Below are 17108 nucleotides of genomic sequence, written 5' to 3'. Positions count from 1 at the left end.
GTTAAAGCGTGGAAACTCTTCTTACGACGCGGGCAGTATAAGCCGGTAAAAAGAGGGGAGATTTGATGTGTTCGGCTATTTAGGCGGGAAAATGCACAGAAGTTTGTCTGTTTACCACGATACGGGTAGACTTCATCCCCCTGTTTGACTGAGGAGTAAACCCCATGAGCGATACGGCAAGCTGGCAGCCGAGCGCATCTATTGCCAATTTGTTGAAACGTGCAGCAATTATGGCTGAAATACGACGTTTCTTTGCCGATCGTGGCGTGCTGGAGGTTGAAACTCCGGCGATGAGTCAGGCAACGGTGACGGATATTCACCTGTTCCCGTTTCAGACGCGTTTTGTCGGACCGGGCGCCGCTGCCGGGCTGGATCTTTATCTGATGACCAGCCCGGAATACCATATGAAACGCCTGCTGGCGGCGGGCAGTGGCCCGATTTATCAGCTGTGCCGCAGCTTTCGTAATGAAGAGGCGGGGCGTCATCATAATCCGGAATTCACTATGCTGGAGTGGTATCGCCCGCACTACGATATGTACCGTCTGATGAATGAAGTTGACGATCTGATGCAGCAGGTGCTGGAGTGCGATAGTGCGGAAACCCTCTCATACCAGCAGGCATTTATTCGTCACCTGGAAGTGGATCCGTTATCGGCGGATAAAACCCAGCTGCGGGAAGTGGCGGCTAAGCTGGGCGTCGGCGATCTGGCAAACGCCGAAGAGGATCGCGATACGCTTCTGCAACTGCTGTTTATGCTGGGCGTGGAGCCGAAGATTGGTCAGGATAAACCGGCGTTTGTTTATCACTTCCCGGCCAGCCAGGCTGCGCTGGCGGAGATCAGCACCGAGGATCATCGGGTTGCGGAACGCTTTGAGGTCTACTATAAAGGCATTGAGCTGGCGAACGGTTTCCGTGAACTGACTGACAGTCGTGAACAGCGTCAGCGTTTTGAGCAGGATAATCGTCGGCGCGCGGCGCGCGGTTTACCGCAGCAGCCGATCGACACCAATCTGCTGGATGCGCTGGCGCATGGCATGCCGGACTGTTCAGGCGTGGCGTTGGGTGTGGATCGTCTGGTGATGCTGGCGTTAAAAGCTGAGCGTTTAAGTGATGTGCTGGCGTTTTCGGTCGATCGTTGCTAATCATAAGGGCGGCGTTTTCACCGCCGGGCGCCGAAACGGCGCCCCTGCAGCGGTTTCAGATATTCCGTCGTAGGGGCGGCGTTCTCGCCGCCCGTGCTGATATGATGGTTTGCACCGCCATCTTTTGTAATTAACAAAAACAAAAAACATTATCATTAATTAAAAAACTAAAAATCTTCCAACCTGCTGGTAACAATATTTTAAACTTTGCTCACTTTTTAATTATCATCAAGCAACAAAGTGCAGATTTAAAATGAATAAAGCAACAAAAATCCTCCCTGGGCTTACCTTATCAGCACTGCTGATTTGTTCAGCAACACACGCTGAAACCACACCACAGAAAACCGACGTACTGTTAGTTGGCGGCGGCATCATGAGTGCCTCGCTGGGAACCTGGTTAGAAGAACTGCAACCGGGCTGGAAACAAGTGATGGTCGAGAAGCTCGACGGCGTGGCGCTTGAGTCCTCCAATGGCTGGAACAATGCCGGCACCGGTCACTCCGCCAATATGGAACTCAACTACACTCCCGAGCGTCCGGACGGCAGCATTGATGTCAGCAAAGCGCTGGAGATCAACGAAGCCTTTATGATTTCCCGTCAGTTCTGGACCGCGCAGGTTAAAAACGGCGTGATGAACAACCCGCACTCCTTTATTAACTCAACGCCGCATATGAGTTTTGTCTGGGGCGATAAAAACGTCGATTATCTGACTAAGCGTTACGAAGCGCTGCAGAAAACCGCGCTGTTCCAGGGGATGAAATTCTCTACCGATCACCAGCAAATCCAGCAGTGGGCGCCACTGGTAATGGAAGGCCGTGATCCACAGCAGAAAGTGGCGGCAACCTGGACGCCGGTAGGTACTGACGTCAACTACGGTGAAATTACCCGTCAGCTGATTGGCAGCCTGAAGAAGAACAGCAACTTCACCCTGCAGACCTCTTCAGAAGTTACCGACTTTAAACGCAATAGCGATAACTCCTGGCATGTCACCATCAAAGATGGCAAAAGCGGCGAAGAACGCGCGATTGATGCAAAATATGTCTTTATTGGTGCAGGTGGCGGCGCGCTGAAGCTGCTGCAGAAAACCGGTATTCCTGAAGCTGATAACTATGCCGGCTTCCCGGTGGGCGGCTCCTTCCTGATGACCGAAAATCCGGCCATCACCAGCCGTCATTTGCAGAAAGTATATGGTCAGGCTTCAGTCGGCGCACCGCCGATGTCAGTACCGCATATCGATGCCCGCAATCTGGATGGCAAACGCGTGGTGCTGTTTGGACCATTCGCGACTTTCTCCACCAAATTCCTGAAAAACGGTTCGCTGTTTGATCTGCTGAGCACCACCACTACCAGCAACTTTATGCCAATGACCCATGTTGGTCTGGATAACTTTGATCTGGTTAAGTATCTGGTGGGTCAGGTGATGTTATCTGATGATGACCGCTTCGCTGCGCTGAAAGAGTACTATCCGGACGCGAAGAAAGAAGACTGGAAACTGATTCAGGCTGGTCAGCGTGTGCAGATTATAAAGAAAGATGCAGATAAAGGCGGTGTACTGAAGCTGGGTACCGAAATTGTTACCGACCAGCAGAAAACCGTGGCGGCATTGCTGGGCGCATCTCCGGGTGCTTCAACTGCCGCACCGATTGCGCTTAACGTAATGCAGAAGTTGTTCCCGGAAGAGTTCAAATCGCCAGAGTGGCAGAGCAAAATCCGTAAAATTATCCCGAGCTACGGTCAGAAGCTGAATGACAATGTTGGTCTGACACAGCAGGTCTGGGATGATACCGCAGCTACACTGGGACTGACCAAACCACCGGTTATCCAGATGACTGAGAAAGCAGCCGCAGCGCCGACTCAGGAAAAAACCACCAGCAGCCCACAGCACGATATGGCGCTGTAAGTTGTCCTCCCGCGCTGCTGCAACAGCAGCGCGGGAAGTTCTGCCGTTACAATCCCCCTGACTTAAAGTTCCTTGCCGCCGGAGAACCATTACTGGCCGGTGTTTTGCGTCCCAGCGTTTCCATACGCACCTGGAAAGGCGGGAACGGCATCTCAATACCATGCTCACGGAAACCGTGCAGAATCAGCTGATGCAGCTCATGACGCAATGGCATCCGGTGACCCATCTCCGCCGCGTGAATACGCAGTTCAAACAGCTGGATCCCCTGTTGCAGATCAACGAGGAACACTTCCGGCTGCGGCATATCCAGCACGTAAGTACAGCGCTCGGAGGCCTGTAGCAGGATATTGCTTACCTCTTCACTGTTTGCTGAAGCTGGCGCCGGAATGGTCAGCACCACGCGCGTTACCGAGTCAGACAGCGACCAGTTAACAAACTGCTCGGTGATAAAGGCCTTATTCGGCACGATAATCTCTTTGCGGTCCCAGTCGGTAATGGTGGTAGCGCGGGTATTGATACGGGTAATGCTGCCGGTTAAGTCGCGAATGGTAACGGTATCGCCGATACGAATCGGTTTCTCAAACAGAATAATCAGGCCGGAGATAAAGTTGGCGAAGATCTCCTGCAATCCAAAACCTAAACCAAAACCGAGCGCGGCCACCAGCCACTGCAATTTCGACCACTCAAGGCCGATCATTGAGAACACCGACATGCCGCCAATTAACAGCAACAGATATTTGGTCAGGGTGGTAATCGCATAACCGGTGCCGGGCGTTAAGTTCAGATGCTGCAACAGCGCCAGCTCCAGTAACGCGGGCATATTACGCACCAGCTGGGCGGTGATAATAATCACCAGAATGGCGATTAACACTGCGCCAAGGGTGATTGGCTCAATGCTTTCCACTCCCTGCACCGTGGTGCTGGCATCCCACAGTTTAATATTCTCAAGGAAGCCAAACGCGGAGTGGATCTCCGACCACAACACAATCACCGAAATCAGCGCGATAAGCGTCAGAATCGAACGCACCAGCCGCAGCGACTGGGCGCTAATCGCATCGAGATCAATCACCGGCTCATCAATCTCGACGCCATCGGCATTATGCGGCGGCGCCTCTTCTTCGCCACGGGCGCGATGGGCCAGCATATCGGCACGACGCTGACGGGCGCGGTCAAAGGCGATGCGACGGCGCTGAATCAGCATCCAGCGGCGGATAATATGGTAGATAATCAGCAGCAGGAACCAGATTGCCACTGAGGTTTCCAGCCTGGCCAGCAGCGCCTGCGCGGTGGCCAGATAACCAACACAGGAAGCCAGTGCGGCGAACAGCGGGATGCAGATCATCAGATTCCACAGAATCTTATTGATGATATTTTCGCTGTTGCCCTCTTTATCGAGATACAGCGGCAGTCCGGCGCGCTTCAGGCTGATGGTCACCAGGCTTAATGCACCGCAAATCAGCACAAAGCACAGGCGACCAAGCGTGGCAGAGAACTGGCGATCGTCCAGATTATCGAAGGCTATCAGCAACATAATCAGCGGCACAATAAAGCCAATCGACAGCGAGTAGTAACGCATCGCGCGCGCCACCCGCTGTTGCGGCCAGCGGAAATGCACCACAAACAGACCCTGCGGGCGGGCAAAGGCGGCGCTGATCATAAACGCCCACAGCACGGGCAGGGTGGCGGTAACGCCATCACCAATCGCCACGGCGATCGGATAAGGCCAGGCGTGCTGTAAGCCATAACCCAGCGCCGCCCATAGCACCGGCAGCGGCAGAGCGGCGATAATCGACCAGAAGACGGTGCGCACGGTCAGGCTGAACTGATCCTGCGTTACTTTACCGACGCGGCTGGTGGCCCGCTCAAGAAACGCATGGTAGTGACGCCGTGAACTGATACTGATACCGACCAGCAGCAGGGCGGCAAATATTGGCACCACCGTTTCACGGCTGGTAAACATCATTACAAACGCCCCGCCGAGCTGGCCGAGGGTATCCAGTGACAGCAGACGATTCAGGTCGTGCGCCAGATCGAACGGGAAACTCAAGTTGATCGGGCTGACATCGGCGGTCCAGAACAGATAGCGGTGGGTGGCCTCTTTAATTTCCGTCAGCGCGTCTTCCAGCTGGCTGTTGGCCACTTTCAGTTTGGTGACTTCGAGAATCAGAGTGTCAGAACCCGAGATCAGCGAGCCCAGCAGTTCACGCTGGGTACGCAGTTGCGCTTCCAGAATCCGCTTCTGCTCGCTGGTCAGTTCGGCGCCGTTTTCCTGCTTCTGCTGTCGAAGTTGCGACTGGCGGTTAAGCAGATCTTCGTAGTGCAGACGCTGCACCCGCAGCTGACCCATATCGCTGTCCAGCTGCTGGGATTTTGGCATCTCGGGCAGCCGTGAAACCTGCGCGCGCAGCGCTTCACCCAGCAGATTAGACGCGCCGAGCCACTGTGACTGTTCGCGGATGGTGCTTAGCGCCTGACGTACCTGAATGGTCTGATTGGTGGCCTGGCGCTGCTGCGAGGCCATCAAATCCATCCGTTGCGCCTGCTGGTTCAGCGCGCCGGAAAGCTCGCGGTTAACGCGGAACTGCTCGGTAATGCCCGGCGGCAGGTCGCCGCTATTTTCGGCCAGTTGCTCGGTGCGTTCCAGCGCCAGTTCAGCTTCGCGCTGGCGCTGGCTGTTAAGCTGATTACGCAACGCCTGCAGATAGTTATCCAGCTGGGCGGCGCGTTTCTGATGGACTTCGGCGCGCATACGCGCCAGTTCCTGACGATTATTGGCCGACAGCTGCGCCAGCTCCAGCTCATCCACCCGCGCTTTTTGCGCGGCGGATTCCGCCTGGCGGGCGTAAATCTGCGCCTGCGCCATCGGTGTTGCCGGACTGGGTTGTCCCTGCAGGCGGCGCTCAATTTCACTGAGCGCGCGCCGTGCTTCGGTTTGTTGCTGGGGCAGTTGTGACAGTGAGTCACTGATTTCGCGTGCGCGATCCTGCTCCTGCTGCGCCTGCCGTCCCTCTTCCAGCAGCTGGCTGCTGACCTGCAGGATCTCCTGATCCAGTTCAGCGCCGGTCATGCTGGCGCGTACCTGTCGGGTGCTGTCGGTCAGGGCGGTGATTTGCTGACGCAGTTCACGCGACAACTTTGGGAAGTCGTCGATCACCTGCTGATACTGTTCAGTCAGTTCAAGCGAAGCTTTGCGTTCGTTGAGCCAGTTAAGGGCAGTTTCCAGCGTTTGCACCAGCTCCGCCTGATTCGGCGTGTTTTTGCCGGATTTGGCCTGGTCAAGCTCCTGCTTAACCTGGGCGTCATCCGGCAGGCTGGCGGCATAAACGGGCAAACTTAAACAGCAGCCCAGCAAAATTGAGAAAATCAGGCGCACAATATTGATCTGCTATGAGTGATGTAACACGGTTTCCGCATCGGTTTTCTGCAATGAGATCGCCAGCGGTTGACCCAGACGGGTTTTTGATTCTGGCGCCAGGCTCTCCGCCAGTTTCACCCGACCCGGGGCAAACAGGTTGATAACTGTTGAGCCTAACTTAAAGCGGCCCATCTCCTGTCCTTTTAACAGCACTACCGCACCTTCTTCATCGGCGCCCGGCCAGGTCCAGCGTTTAATCACGCCAGTACGCGGTGGCGTCACGGTGCCGGACCAGACGGTTTCGATGCTGCCGACGATGGTCGCGCCTACCAGAATCTGCACCATTGGGCCAAATTCAGTATCGAAGTAGCAGATGACGCGTTCATTACGCGCAAACAGGTTTGGCACGTTCTGCGCGGTCAGCGGGTTAACCGAGAACAGATCGCCCGGCACATAGATCATTTCACGCAGGATGCCGTTACATGGCATATGTACACGGTGATAGTCACGCGGCGCGAGGTAAGTGGTGACAAACTCGCCGTCACGGAACTGATCGGCCATCTGATAGTTACCGGCCAGCAGTGCTTCCAGTGAGTACAGATGTCCCTTCGCCTGGAAAATATTGTCGCCGTCGATATGACCGAGCTGGCTGATCGCGCCATCGGCTGGCTGCAGCAGCAGATTAGGGTCGGTATCGAGCGGGCGGGCGTCATCACGCAGCGGGCGCACGAAGAAGTCATTGAAAGTACGGTAGGTCGCGGTGTCTGGCTTCTGCGCTTCAGACATATCGACTTTGTAATACCAGACAAAGCTGTCAATTACCGCTTTGGTCAGCCAGCCGGCGCGCTTGCTGGCGCCCCATCCGGCGAGTTCAGTCAGCCATTTTTTTGGCAACAGATAGTTCAGGCCGAGTTTAATACGATCCAACACGTTAGCCTCCTGGCTTAATTCACGACGTTGAGAGAAAAAGGGGGCGAATTGTAGCAGTGCCCCATCCTTGTGGCTATGTAGCAGAGATTACTGCCTGATAACGTCAACATCAGTCATCACTGGCAAAGTTCTTACGCGTCTTCATTTCCGCCATGCTTTCCAGAATACGATGGTAATTATAGAAGCGGGACTCATTGATCGTGCCGTTCTCTACTGCCGCACGGATGGCGCAGCCTGGATCGGTATCGTGCTTGCAGTCGCGGAATTTGCAATCACCTAAAAACTCACGGAATTCGACAAATCCACGGGTGATTTGTTCCGGCTCCAGATGCCAGAGACCAAATTCGCGCACGCCGGGGGAGTCGATAACATCGCCGCCGGTCGGGAAGTGATAAAGACGCGCAGCGGTGGTGGTGTGCTGACCAAGGCCCGAGGCATCAGAAATTTCATTTGTCAGGATCTCATCGCGACCGAGGTCGAGGCCAAGTAGCGCGTTCAGCAGGCTTGATTTACCGACGCCGGACTGACCGGCAAAGATACTGATGCGATCGGTCAGCGCCGCTTCCAGCTCTTCCAGACCCTGTTTTTCATGGCTGGAGACCATCAGCACGTTGTAACCAATATTACGATAAATCTCCATCTGCTCATCAACAAAGGCGCGGCCTTGCTTGTCCAGCAGATCGGTTTTATTCAGCACCAGCAGCGGCTGCACTTCCAGCGTTTCGCTGGCCACCAGATAGCGGTCGATAATATTCAGCGACAGCTCAGGCAGAATGGCGGAAACAATCACGATCTGATCGATATTGGCGGCAATCGGCTTCACGCCGTCATAAAAGTCCGGGCGTGTCAGCACAGAGGTGCGTTCATGCACCGCTTCGACAATACCTTTAACCATGGTGCCCTGACCGGGGCGCCAGACGACGCGGTCGCCAGTGACCAGTGAACGGAGGGTGCGACGAATGTTGCAGCGATGCACCGACCCGTCAGCATCTTCGACATCGGCGTGCATGCCAAAACGGCTGATCACCACCCCGTCACGCGCTTCACCAAACATACTGTCGTCTGGTTCTGGCTTGCCTTCACGTTGTTTCAGGCGGCGATCGTGGTTGGCGCTGACGCGACGTTGCTGACCTTTGGACAGTTTATTTTTGCTCACTCTTCCTCTCAGGACTGACGGCTTGTTCGCCCATAGCGGGCAAAACGTCTATGATACACCCTTATTCGTGATTATGACGACTTTGGCAACTGCGGGATCAACCATGAGCGGAAACGAAAACAACCTGATTTGGATCGACCTTGAAATGACCGGCCTCGATCCGGAGCGCGATCGCATTATTGAAATCGCCACCCTGGTCACCGACGCCAACCTGAATGTGCTGGCGGAAGGTCCGGTGATTGCCGTGCATCAGAGTGATGAGCAGCTGGCCTTAATGGATGACTGGAATGTGCGAACCCATACCGGCAGCGGTCTGGTGGCGCGCGTAAAACAGAGCCAGTTTGACGATCACGCCGCGGAGCTGGCGACTATCGCGTTTCTGCAGCAGTGGTGCCCGGCGAATACCTCGCCGATCTGTGGCAACAGCATCGGCCAGGATCGTCGTTTTCTGTTTAAATATATGCCCGAGCTGGAAGCTTACTTCCATTACCGCTACCTCGATGTCAGCACCCTGAAAGAGCTGGCGCGCCGCTGGAAGCCGGAGATTCTGCCGGGCTTTAAAAAGCAGGGCACGCATCAGGCGATGGATGATATTCGTGAATCGGTGGCCGAGTTGTCTTATTACCGCGAGCATTTTATTCAGCTCTGAGACTGCGGGCGGCGAGAACGCCGCCCCTACGAATGACGGCGGGCGCTTGTAGGGGCGGCGTTCTCGCCGCCCGTGCCGATGATTTCCACCAATAGTTAAAATTTTTCTATTTAGCTATTGCGCACTTACAGAATCCTCGTATAATGCGCACCCCGTACCGATGAAGAATTTTATCGGCTACGCTTAGCGGGAATAGCTCAGTTGGTAGAGCACGACCTTGCCAAGGTCGGGGTCGCGAGTTCGAGTCTCGTTTCCCGCTCCAGATTAAGTCTTATCGTGGTGTCTGCCGCTGTAAGCACAGTAAAAAAAGGACCTTCGGGTCCTTTTTTGCGTTCTGCATTAACCTTAATTGCCATCAATAAAAAAACCACTTGCGCCTGTCCGGTTATTTCCCTTTCTTATATCCAATATTCGGGTTTACTTATCTGATTTAATCATTTGCCAGAAAATGGGATATGCCGTCAGAATGAATTTCCAGGTAGTTCCTGACTGATCTACCGCAATTAATTCGATTAAAACAGCTTATGCAATTCGATGTTTTTTTCGTTGTGTTTATCACGGCGAACGTGATTTTTTTGGCTATATCAGGAAAAGGCTCCCCTTATGAAGTTATCCACATTAATGCTGCCGCTATTGATGGCGGGAAGTTTATCTTCGGCATGGGCGGCAGAACAGAATGTTCCGGCGCACACCACCTTTAACGTTACTGCAGATAATCAGCTGAAGAGTAAGCTGCCTGAGGATATTCTCAAGCGCGGATATATTCTGGCCGGAACCAATCCTAATACGCCACCCACAACTTTTTATCAGGAAGATAATAAAACTCTCGCCGGACGCGAAATTGATATTATGAGTGCCGTCGCTGCCCGTTTAGGCGTTGCGGTGCACTGGCAGGATACCGGTGGTTTCGACAATATTATTCCTGGCCTGAAATCTGGCCGCTACGATGTAGCGCTATCCAATATTAATGCCACCAAAAAACGTATGGACCAGGTCGATTTCGTCAGCTATTACGACGCTTCACGTCTTGGCGTGATTTCACGTAAAGACGCGAATATCGCGCCCTTTACCTCCTTCCTTGAGGTCTGTGGCAAAGAGATTGGCGCCGGCGCGGGCACCACTCAGCTGACTCGCCTGGATGATGCCAGCAAAGCGTGTCAGGCAGCAGGCAAACAGCCGATTAAAATCGCCGTATTCCCGGATCGTCCATCAGGTGTGCAGGCGGTAGTCAGTGGACGCGTGCCGTTGTTCTTTGGTCCGTATGAGGGCCTGACCTGGCAGGTGCAGCAGGTTAAACCGCTGACCATGAGCGGTGAGATCCATGTCAATGACGCGCCGGTCTCTATTGCTTTCCCGAAAGCGTCTCCGCTGGAAGAAGCGGTGCAGGCTTCACTGAACTCGCTGATCAAAGATGGCACTTATCAGAAGATCCTCGAAAAGTGGTCAATTGGTTTTGGTGCGGTGAAAGAAGCGAAGCGTAACGAAGAGATTCTATGATGAGTGCCGGGCAACCAGAGCAGCATACTGAAGAGCTACGGATAGTCGGTAAGAAGTATATCGGGCGCTGGATCAGCGCCCTGATAGTCGCGCTGGTGCTGTTAGCCATCGCTCACTCGATGATGAACAACCCCCGCTTTGAATGGTCGGTGATTGCCGCCAGCTTTACCGAAGAGTCGATTTTGCAGGGGGTGCTGATGACCCTGAAGCTGACGGCGATTTCGGTGGTGCTCGGTTTTGCTGGCGGTACGGTGCTGGCGCTGATGCGTCTCTCCGCCAATCCGGTGCTGGTGGCCGTCAGCTGGGCTTATACCTGGTTTTTCCGGGGCGTGCCAATGCTGGTGCAACTGTTCCTCTGGTACAATATCGCAGCGCTCTATCCCAATATTTCCCTCACCCTGCCTTTTGTCGGCGAGGTCTGGAGCGCATCGGCCAATTCCTTAATCAGTCCGTTTAGCGCGGCGGTGATTGCGCTGGTCATGCATCAGTCTGCCTATGCCGCCGAGATTGTCCGCGCCGGTATTCAGAGTGTTGGCACCGGACAACTTGAAGCCGCCCGTGCGTTAGGTTATCGCCCGGCGCAGATTTTCCGCCATACCGTATTGCCACAGGCGATGCGCGCGATATTACCGCCCGCCGGTAATGAAGTTATCGGTCAGCTGAAAACTACCGCAGTAGTATCGGTGATTTCGCTGCAGGACGTATTGTTCTCCGCGCAGATTATTTATCAGCGCACCTATGAAGTGATCCCGTTATTACTGGTCGCCACGCTATGGTATCTGGTGATGACCTCGCTGCTGTCGATTGGTCAATATTATGTTGAGCGCCATTTCAGTCGCAGCAGCACACAACGCAAAGTAAAGCGTGAAAGCGCGAAAAGCAGTGCGCCGGCATATAGCATTGAATCAGGGAGAACCAGCAATGGGTGAGGCGATTCAGTTACGTAAAGTCACCAAGCGTTTCTCCGGTAATACGGTGCTGGATGGCATCGATCTCGATATTCCCGCCGGTTCGGTGACGGTGATCCTCGGGCCTTCCGGTTCCGGCAAATCGACGCTGCTGCGTTGTATTAACCATCTGGAAAAACTGGATGGCGGCACGATTCGTATTGGTGGCGAGCTGGTGGGTTATAAACAGGTCGGTCAGTTGCTGTATGAACTGAGCAGCCGCCAGATTGCTGAACAGCGCAGCCGTACCGGTATGGTGTTTCAGCAGTTCAATCTGTTTCCGCATCGCACGGTGCTGCAAAATATTACCGATGCACCGCAGCGGGTGAAAAAGCAGAGCCGCCAGCAGGCGACGGCCAAAGCCCGTTCGCTGTTGCAGCAGGTGGGCCTGGCGGCGCGCGAAGATGACTGGCCGCAGCAACTCTCCGGCGGCCAGCAACAGCGTGTGGCGATTGCGCGCGCGCTGGCGATGGATCCTGAAGTGATGTTGTTTGATGAACCGACCTCCGCCCTCGATCCTGAACTGGTGGGCGAAGTGTTGCAGGTAATCAAAAAACTGGCGCACTCTGGCATTACCATGGTGGTGGTGACCCATGAAGTGGGCTTTGCCCGCGAAGTAGCCGACAACATTATTTTTATGGAAGAGGGCAAAATTGTGGCGTCCGGCCCGGGTAAAACGGTGCTGGATGACACGCAAAACGTTCGTTTCCGCCACTTTCTGTCGACGGTGTTATAACGCCGTCTGTACCCCTCTGCCGGACCGCCTCTATGACTGACCGATCCCACAGTTCACACTGGGGCGCGTTTAGCGCCCGCTTGCTTGATAATCGCCTGACGGTGACCCCTTTCGCCGGCGATCCCGATCCCAGTCCGCTGTTAAAAAACTTTGAAAATGTGCTGAATCATCCGGTACGCGTTACGCAGCCAATGGTGCGTCGCGGCTGGCTGGAAGATGGCCCGGGCGCCGATGAACGGCGTGGGTCCGATGACTATATCGCCATCAGCTGGGAGCAGGCGTATCAGCTGGCAGCTGACGAGTTGCGGCGTGTCAGCAGCGAATCTGGCCCCGAAGCGGTGTTTGGCGGCTCTTACGGCTGGTCGAGCGCCGGACGTTTTCATCATGCCCAAAGTCAGGTGCATCGCTTTCTGAATACCGTGATCGGCGGCTATGTCCGTTCGGTCAACAGCTATAGTTCCGGCGCTGCCTCGGTGATCCTGCCGCATATTGTCGGCGATATGAATGAAGTGGCGCGCCGTGGCGTCAGCTGGGAAGAGATTTCACAACATACTGAAGTGCTGCTGTCGTTTGGCGGTCTGGCGCTGAAAAACTCCCAGGTTGCCAGCGGCGGCCTGAGTGAACATACCGAACGCGGCTTTATCCACGCCGCCGCCACGCGCGGCACGCAGTTTCTTTCGGTCAGTCCGCTGCGCAGCGATCTGCCGCAGGAAGCGCAGGGCGAGTGGATCGCGATTCGTCCGGGCACCGATGCGGCGCTGATGCTGGCGCTATTGCATACGCTGGTGGAAAATGGCTGGCACGATCGGGCGTTTCTGGATCGTTACTGCGTCGGCTGGGAAACGCTGTCAGCCTATATCAGTGGTGAAGCCGACGGGCAGGTGCGTGATGCAGACTGGGCAGCGGCGATCTGTGGTATCACTGCGCAACGTATCACGGCGCTGGCGGCACAGTTGCAGGGGCGACGGGTGCTGGTCAGCGTCGCTCACGCCTTACAGCGTGCGCAGCATGGCGAACAGCCGGTATGGTTAGGACTGGTGCTGGCGGCGGCGCTAGGCCAGCCGGGGTTGCCAGGCGGTGGTTTTGCCTATGCGCTGGGCGCGCTTGGTCATTATGGCAAGCACCATAACCTGGTGTCGTTTCCCGCTCTGCCGCAGGGCAGGAATGGCATTGACCGTTTAATCCCGGTGGCGCGCATCGCCGATATGCTGCTGCATCCCGGTGAGTCATTCCGCTATAACGGCCGCGATCTGACTTATCCGACGATTAAACTGGCCTGGTGGGCCGGTGGCAATCCGTTCCATCACCATCAGGATCTGGCGCGTTTACGCCAGGCGTTCAGTAAGCTGGATACCTTAATCGTCCATGAAGTCGCCTGGACTGCCACCGCCCGCCACGCCGATCTGGTGCTGCCCTGCACCATGACGCTGGAGCGTGAGGATATTGGCGGCGCACCGACCGATCGTCATCTGGTGGCGATGCAGCAGGTGGCGCAGCCGCATGCGCAGGCGAAAGATGACTACAGCATTTTTGCCGAACTGGCGCGGCGCTTAGGGCGTGAAGCGGCGTTTACCGAAGGGCGCACGGCGCGCCAGTGGCTGATTTACCACTATCAGCAGTTGCAGCAACGGCTGGCGGCGCAGGAGGTGGTGATTCCTGATTTTGAGCAGTTCTGGCAGCAGGGCGTGCTGGCGTTGCCACAAATCAAGGATGGCGGCCGCATGCTGAAAGCGTTTCGCGCCGATCCGCTGCAACATCCTTTGCCGACACCGAGCGGCAAAATTGAGATTTTCTCGGCCACTATCGCCGCTTTTGCTGATGCGGATTGTCCCGGTCACGGCCAGTGGCTGACGCCGCTGGAACAGCCAGATGCCCGGCATCCGCTGTATCTGATTGCCAATCAGCCTGCGTCGCGTCTGCACAGTCAGCTCGATTTTGGTCAGCACAGCGTCGATATGAAACGGCGTGGCCGCGAAGTGTGCCGTATGCATCCGCATGATGCGCGCAGCCGCGGCATCAGCGATAACGATGTGGTGCAGATTGTGAATACCCGGGGTATTGCGCTGGCGTGTGTTGAGATCAGTGAGGCGATTATGCCCGGCGTAGTGCAGTTGCCGACCGGCGCCTGGTATGATCCGGTTGATCCGCTGGCGGCGCGACCGATGTGCCGTCATGGCAACCCGAATGTGCTGACGCTGGATATCGGCACGTCGTCATTAAGCCAGGGCTGTAGCGGGCAGATTACGGTGGTCGATGTGCTGCCGTTTAGCGGCGACCCCCCGGAGGTGCAGGCTTTCCTGCCACCGCTGGCAGGAAAACGCTGATTACTTTACCGTCAGCCATGCACAGAGCGCGGGCAGATCGTCTGCCGCGTGCAGCTGGCTGCGCGTCACTATCTGTTGTAGCTGGCTTTCGCTGCGATTCGGCAGGCAGCTGCGCAGCTTGTTGGTCAGATCGAGCGGAATAGCGAGGCTTTGCTGACGCGTGACGCGCTGTTGCAGACGTTCGCCACTGCTTAACCACAACGTCACCTGATGAAAGCGCTGGCCGGGATTTAACTCATCCGGCGGCGCACTCTTATCCGGGCAGCGCACCACCTTCTCTGCCAGCGCGGCAATCTCCGCGTCCAGCGGCCCTTCGGCAAAATCTCCGACCCGCAGGTTGTCGCGCAACAGGGCGATAGCCACCACATACTCCAGACTGAAGCGCGCTTCGACCCCGTTCTGCGGATGGCGGATAAACGCGGCTATATCACCGCCCGGTGGAAAGGCGATGTCAATGCGCTGAATCGCCGCTGCCAGCGCTGCGATACTGTTGCCCTGTTGCAGCCATGCCGTACGCAGCTGACGCGCCGCATCGGCGGCGCTGTGGGTACCGGAGCAGGTGGGATAAGGTTTAAACTCCAGTCCTGGCGCGACGATACGCCACGGCTCGCCCCAGCTGGCGGTCAGTTTTTGCGGCTGCTGTTGCCCGGCGCAATATGCGTGCAGAAAACTCTCCAGCACCTGTTGCGGCTGACCATCAAAACCGGCCAGCGTCAGCAGAGTGGCGCTGACCGCCGCCTGAGCGGCAAGCCCGGCGTGCAGCGGTTTCACTGCGCTGCCAAATTGTGCCCGCAGACCGCTGGCCTGCGTTGCCGCCAGACCAAGGATCACCGCGGTTTGCTCCGTGCTGGCATCCAGCAGACGCGCGCTGGCCGCCGCCGCCGCGATCACACCAAGGGTGGCGGTATTGTGGAAGCCGAGAATGTAGTGCTGCGGCCCGGCCGCCAGCCCCAGACGACCAGCCACTTCGACACCCGTCACATAAGCATCGAGAAAATCGTCGCCGCTGATTGCCGCCTGCTGCGCTGCCAGCGCCAGCAGGGCGGGCAGAATGACCGTGCCCGGATGACCACGAAAGTCGGCATGAAAATCATCAAAGTCCAGCGCATGTCCGGCATAACCCAGCAACAGCGCCTGGGTCTGGCTGTCGTGATGGCGATAAACCTGGCGCAAGCTGCGCAGCCCGGAATCGGCAATCTCACCGCTGACAACCGGCAGGGTGACGGCAATAAAATCCAGCAGGCCGCTACGCGCTCTGGCGCGCGCCTCTTCTGCAGGGCGAGTGCTGACAATCAGCGTGGCGAGCTGCTGCGCTAAACTCATGCTTTCACCAGTGCCTTAACCGCCAGTTGCACCAGATAGCTGGCGGTGGGAAACAGGGCGCGATCGTCAACGCGGAATTCAGGGTGGTGCAGGGCAAACGGGCCGCCGGAGCCAACCATCACAAAAGCTCCGGGGATCTGCTGCTGATAGAACGCAAAGTCTTCGCCAATCGGACTGGCTTCTACGCGCCGCGCCTCAAAACCAACCGCCGCCGCCTGCTGTAAGGCAAAATCCACCCAATCGGCATCATTAACCACCGATGGCGGACCCGGCTGCCAGTTAAGCGTGATATCACTGGCGAAAGCAGTGCCGATACCCTGTACCACCTCGCGGAAACGGCGCTCGATCAGCTCGCGGGTCTGCTGGTCAAAACTGCGCACCGTGCCTTCCAGCCAGGCGCGATCCGGGATCACATTCCAGGTGCTGCCGCTGTGGATCTGCGTAATCGACACCACTGCATTCTCACTGGACTGCACATTACGCGCGATCAGGGTTTGCAGCGCGGCAATCAGCTGTCCGGCAATCACTATCGGATCGTTGCCTTCATGCGGACGTGCTGCATGGCTGCCGGTGCCTGCGACGGTGATATCAAAGCGATCGACCCCGGCGGTCAATGCCCCGGCTTTGCTGCCGAGTACGCCAACCGGCAGGGTGGGATCGTTATGAATGCCAAAGATCACCCGCGCATTATCCAGCGCACCGGTCGCCAGCAGTGCAGGCGCGCCATGGCCGGTCTCTTCCGCCGCCTGGAACAGAATACGCACCGTGCCGGGCAGGCTCTCTTCCTGCGCTTTCAGCATAATCGCCGCGCCGAGCGCCGCTGAAGTATGGAAATCATGTCCGCAGGCATGCATCACGCCAGGGTGTTGTGAAACGTACTCCACACCTGATTTTTCTTCGATCGGTAACGCATCGATATCGGCGCGCAGCACCACCAGCGGGCCTGCCTGCTGGCCGCCGATTTCCGCCACCAGACCGGTGGCTAACGGCAGATCGAGCACGCGGATATGGTGACTTTCCAGCACTGCTTTAATCCGCGCGGTGGTAGCAAACTCCTCGTTGGAGAGCTCAGGATAGCGATGCATTTCATGGCGGAAATCCTGAATAAAGCGCGCCAGATCCTGATGTCGGGAGGGGATAGCTAACATT

12 protein-coding genes and 1 tRNA gene are annotated in these 17108 nt (G+C 56.3%); 8 read left to right on the top strand and 5 right to left on the bottom strand.

What is annotated here, in order from left to right; translation table 11 throughout:
• The first annotated feature begins 164 nt into the window (after positions 1–164).
• Positions 165–1142, top strand: a complete 978-nt coding sequence (epmA, locus tag N5923_RS13480; RefSeq protein ID WP_017801122.1) for an elongation factor P--(R)-beta-lysine ligase — start codon at positions 165–167, stop codon at positions 1140–1142.
• Between the two features lie 253 nt (positions 1143–1395).
• Positions 1396–3042, top strand: coding sequence for a malate dehydrogenase (quinone) (gene mqo, locus N5923_RS13475; RefSeq protein WP_267142923.1), 1647 nt, complete (start codon positions 1396–1398; stop codon positions 3040–3042).
• A gap of 46 nt (positions 3043–3088) precedes the next feature.
• On the opposite strand, the gene mscM is transcribed toward mqo, so the two are convergent.
• The 3 genes from mscM to rsgA form a co-directional block, all read right to left on the bottom strand.
• Entirely contained in the window at positions 3089–6418 is a 3330-nt protein-coding gene (gene mscM, locus N5923_RS13470) for a miniconductance mechanosensitive channel MscM (RefSeq protein ID WP_267143038.1), read from the bottom strand.
• A gap of 9 nt (positions 6419–6427) precedes the next feature.
• Entirely contained in the window at positions 6428–7327 is a 900-nt protein-coding gene (gene asd / locus N5923_RS13465; protein ID WP_267142924.1) for an archaetidylserine decarboxylase, read from the bottom strand.
• A 109-nt stretch (positions 7328–7436) separates the two neighbouring features.
• Positions 7437–8483 carry a small ribosomal subunit biogenesis GTPase RsgA gene (gene rsgA, locus N5923_RS13460; protein WP_267142925.1) on the bottom strand — a complete coding sequence of 349 codons (1047 nt, stop codon included), beginning with the start codon at positions 8481–8483 and terminating at the stop codon, positions 7437–7439.
• A gap of 103 nt (positions 8484–8586) precedes the next feature.
• Between rsgA and orn the strand changes: the two genes are divergently transcribed.
• The 6 genes from orn (at position 8587) to N5923_RS13430 (ending at position 14636) form a co-directional block, all read left to right on the top strand.
• Positions 8587–9132 (top strand): oligoribonuclease, encoded by a 546-nt coding sequence (gene orn, locus N5923_RS13455; protein WP_267142926.1) that lies wholly within the window; start codon positions 8587–8589, stop codon positions 9130–9132.
• Positions 9133–9318: 186 nt separating this feature from the next.
• A tRNA-Gly gene (locus N5923_RS13450) sits at positions 9319–9394 on the top strand.
• Between the two features lie 341 nt (positions 9395–9735).
• On the top strand, positions 9736–10629 hold the full coding sequence (locus tag N5923_RS13445) for an ABC transporter substrate-binding protein (protein WP_267142927.1): 894 nt from the start codon (positions 9736–9738) through the stop codon (positions 10627–10629).
• On the top strand, positions 10629–11558 hold the full coding sequence (locus N5923_RS13440) for an amino acid ABC transporter permease (protein WP_267143039.1): 930 nt from the start codon (positions 10629–10631) through the stop codon (positions 11556–11558). The genes N5923_RS13445 and N5923_RS13440 overlap by 1 nt, the downstream gene beginning before the upstream one ends.
• The gene (locus tag N5923_RS13435) at positions 11551–12312 is read left to right on the top strand and encodes an amino acid ABC transporter ATP-binding protein (RefSeq protein ID WP_267142928.1); all 762 of its coding nucleotides are present in this window, start codon (positions 11551–11553) and stop codon (positions 12310–12312) included. The genes N5923_RS13440 and N5923_RS13435 overlap by 8 nt, the downstream gene beginning before the upstream one ends.
• 32 nt (positions 12313–12344) lie before the next feature.
• Positions 12345–14636 carry a molybdopterin-dependent oxidoreductase gene (locus N5923_RS13430; protein ID WP_267142929.1) on the top strand — a complete coding sequence of 764 codons (2292 nt, stop codon included), beginning with the start codon at positions 12345–12347 and terminating at the stop codon, positions 14634–14636.
• On the opposite strand, the gene N5923_RS13425 is transcribed toward N5923_RS13430, so the two are convergent.
• Both N5923_RS13425 and N5923_RS13420 read right to left on the bottom strand, forming a co-directional pair.
• Positions 14637–15959, bottom strand: coding sequence for an MmgE/PrpD family protein (locus N5923_RS13425; protein ID WP_267142930.1), 1323 nt, complete (start codon positions 15957–15959; stop codon positions 14637–14639).
• Entirely contained in the window at positions 15956–17107 is a 1152-nt protein-coding gene (locus N5923_RS13420) for an amidohydrolase (RefSeq protein ID WP_267142931.1), read from the bottom strand. Before N5923_RS13420 ends, N5923_RS13425 begins: the two co-directional genes overlap by 4 nt.
• Between the last annotated feature and the right edge of the window lies 1 nt (position 17108).

This window comes from Winslowiella arboricola (assembly GCF_025527015.1).
GTDB lineage: Bacteria > Pseudomonadota > Gammaproteobacteria > Enterobacterales > Enterobacteriaceae > Erwinia > Erwinia arboricola.
The sequence above is the reverse complement of the archived record's forward strand: the minus strand, read 5'-3'. Positions and strand labels throughout refer to the sequence as shown.

Coding starts and splice junctions, on each gene's coding strand:
- N5923_RS13425 (WP_267142930.1), bottom strand. CDS start 15,959: ATGAGTTTAGCGCAGCAGCTCGCCACGCTGATTGTCAGCACTCGCCCT.
- orn (WP_267142926.1), top strand. CDS start 8,587: ATGAGCGGAAACGAAAACAACCTGATTTGGATCGACCTTGAAATGACC.
- N5923_RS13420 (WP_267142931.1), bottom strand. CDS start 17,107: ATGTTAGCTATCCCCTCCCGACATCAGGATCTGGCGCGCTTTATTCAG.
- mqo (WP_267142923.1), top strand. CDS start 1,396: ATGAATAAAGCAACAAAAATCCTCCCTGGGCTTACCTTATCAGCACTG.
- epmA (WP_017801122.1), top strand. CDS start 165: ATGAGCGATACGGCAAGCTGGCAGCCGAGCGCATCTATTGCCAATTTG.
- N5923_RS13440 (WP_267143039.1), top strand. CDS start 10,629: ATGAGTGCCGGGCAACCAGAGCAGCATACTGAAGAGCTACGGATAGTC.
- N5923_RS13435 (WP_267142928.1), top strand. CDS start 11,551: ATGGGTGAGGCGATTCAGTTACGTAAAGTCACCAAGCGTTTCTCCGGT.
- N5923_RS13430 (WP_267142929.1), top strand. CDS start 12,345: ATGACTGACCGATCCCACAGTTCACACTGGGGCGCGTTTAGCGCCCGC.
- N5923_RS13445 (WP_267142927.1), top strand. CDS start 9,736: ATGAAGTTATCCACATTAATGCTGCCGCTATTGATGGCGGGAAGTTTA.